The 2,148-nt window shown below is 72.9% G+C and carries 1 protein-coding gene and 1 pseudogene; one reads left to right on the top strand and one right to left on the bottom strand.

Features of this window, described 5'->3' with window-relative positions; all coding sequences use genetic code 11:
- The first annotated feature begins 197 nt into the window (after positions 1-197).
- Positions 198-2,018, top strand: coding sequence for an alkaline phosphatase D family protein (locus G6021_RS14540; RefSeq protein WP_182641587.1), 1,821 nt, complete (start codon positions 198-200; stop codon positions 2,016-2,018).
- A 34-nt stretch (positions 2,019-2,052) separates the two neighbouring features.
- On the opposite strand, the pseudogene G6021_RS14535 reads toward G6021_RS14540, so the two are convergent.
- Positions 2,053-2,148, bottom strand: a pseudogene (locus G6021_RS14535) (thiamine phosphate synthase); the annotation flags it as partial.

Below are 2,148 nucleotides of genomic sequence, written 5' to 3'. Positions count from 1 at the left end.
GCGGGCGGGTCCCGCCGGGTGGTGGTGGTGACGGCCGACCGGGGACTGCGGGCCAGACTGCCTGAGGACGTCGTCGCCGTCGGACCCCGCGCCCTTCTCGGCTAGCTCCGGCGATCCCTGATGGCCCTGACGACCCCTGACGACCCCTGCCGCACCCATCGCGCCCGGCACCCCCGGCCCGCGTGCACACTGGTGCAATGAGTCAGCCCCCCACGCCGCCCGAGATCATGGTCGGCCCCATGCTCCGGTACGTCGACAGCACGGACGCGACGGTGTGGGTCGAGGTGTCCGCGCCGTGCACGGTGACGATCCGCGCCGGCGACGGCGAGGCCTCCGAACAGTCGTGGGGTGTCCACGGGCACCACTTCGCGGTGCTGCACCTTCGTGATCTCGAGCCGGGCGTGGAGACGCCCTACGAGGTGGCGCTCGACGGTGTACCCGCCTGGCCACTGGAGCCGGACCGCCCCAGCGTCATCCGCACCCCGCGCGCCGACGACACGGTCCGCCTGTCCTTCGGGTCCTGTCGCCGCGGGGAGAGCCAGACCCCGGTGGCGCTGCGCCGGATCGGGGCCGACGCCCTGGTGGCGCTCGCGCATCAGATGGCCCACACGGCGCACGACGACTGGCCCGACGCCATGCTGTTGCTCGGCGACCAGGTGTACGCCGACATCCCCAGCCGGGAGATCACCGAGCGGCTGGCGGCGCGCCGTCGGGCCGGGGAGGGGCCCCGGTCGGTGCGCGACTCCGCCGGTGACGGTGGGGACCGGGACGTGTCCGGGGAGATCTGCGACTTCGAGGAGTACTCCTGGCTGTACCACGAGTCGTGGCGCGACCCGGACGTGCGCTGGCTGCTGTCCACCGTGCCCAGCTGCATGATCCTCGACGACCACGACCTGCGCGACGACTGGAACTCCTCCCACGCCTGGCGCCGCGAGATGACGGCCCAGCCGTGGTGGCGCGACCGCGTGAGGGGGGCGTTCGCCAGTTACTTCGTCTACCAGCACCTGGGCAATCTCGCGCCGCGGGAGCTTGAGCAGGACGAGGTGTACCGGGCGGTCCGGGGTGCCCGGTCCGATGCCGAACGCGAACGGATCCTCGACGAGTTCGCCCTGTCCGCCGACGCCGACCGGGGCACCGCACGGTGGAGCTTCAGTCGCGACTTCGGGCGGGTGCGGGTGGTGATGCTCGACGTGCGGGCCTCCCGCCGGCTGGACCCCGCCGACCGGCGCGTGATGGACCCGCAGGAGTGGGAGTGGGCGCGGAAGGCCTGCCTCGGGGCCGAGGTCGACCACCTGGTGATCGCGTCGTCCCTGCCCGCGTTCATGCTGCCGGCGCTGCATCATCTCGAGGGGTGGAACGAGGCGGTGAGCCGCGACCGGCCGGACAAGCCGCTGAGCGCCCGGATCGGCGAATGGGTGCGGCTGACGGTGGACCTCGAGCACTGGGCGGCCTTCCGCAACAGTTTCGACGACCTGATCGGGTTGCTCACCGAGGTGGCGGCCGGGGATCACGGGCGCGCGCCCGCCTCGATCCTCATGCTGGGCGGCGACGTCCACTGCTCCTACCTCGAGGAGGTCGAGCTCACCGCGCCGCGGGTGGCCGGGTCGCCGACTCGGGTGCACCAGCTGGTCATGTCCCCGTTCCGCAATCCTCTACAGAAGTCGATCCGGATGGTCAACCGGATCTCGGTGCGGTCTCCCGCGCCCGCGCTGAACCGCCGGCTCGCCGAGGCCGTGGGCGTGCGGGAGCCACGGGTCAGGTGGGAGGTCACCGACGGGATCTGGTTCCACAACGGGGTCATGACCCTGGTGATGCGCGGCCGCCGCGCCACCGTCAAGGTCGAACACGCCCACGTCGAGTGGCCGGCCGGGGGCCTGGGGAGGGTCCTCACGCTCCTACCCGGTCTGGCGCCGGACTCCTGGGGTCGGAGGGGGCGACGACGACGAGGTGGGGATGACCTCGACGCCAAGCCCCGGCAGGTGTTGCGCAGGACGCTGACCAAGGAGCTCACCGACTGACCGGGGACCCGCCGGCCCGCGTGTCGGCGACGGTTCAGTCCAGTTCCGCGCGGAGTTCGCGCGCGGCGGCCGTGGGGTCGTCCGCGTCGGTGATCGCGCGGACCACCACCACCCGCCGGGCGCCCGCGGC

This window comes from Dietzia sp. CW19 (assembly GCF_014145265.1).
Classification (GTDB): Bacteria; Actinomycetota; Actinomycetes; order Mycobacteriales; family Mycobacteriaceae; genus Dietzia; species Dietzia natronolimnaea.
The sequence above is the reverse complement of the archived record's forward strand: the minus strand, read 5'-3'. Positions and strand labels throughout refer to the sequence as shown.

What these genes read in the sequence shown, in the direction of transcription:
- G6021_RS14540 (WP_182641587.1), top strand. Translation starts at nt 198, where the DNA reads ATGAGTCAGCCCCCCACGCCGCCCGAGATCATGGTCGGCCCCATGCTC.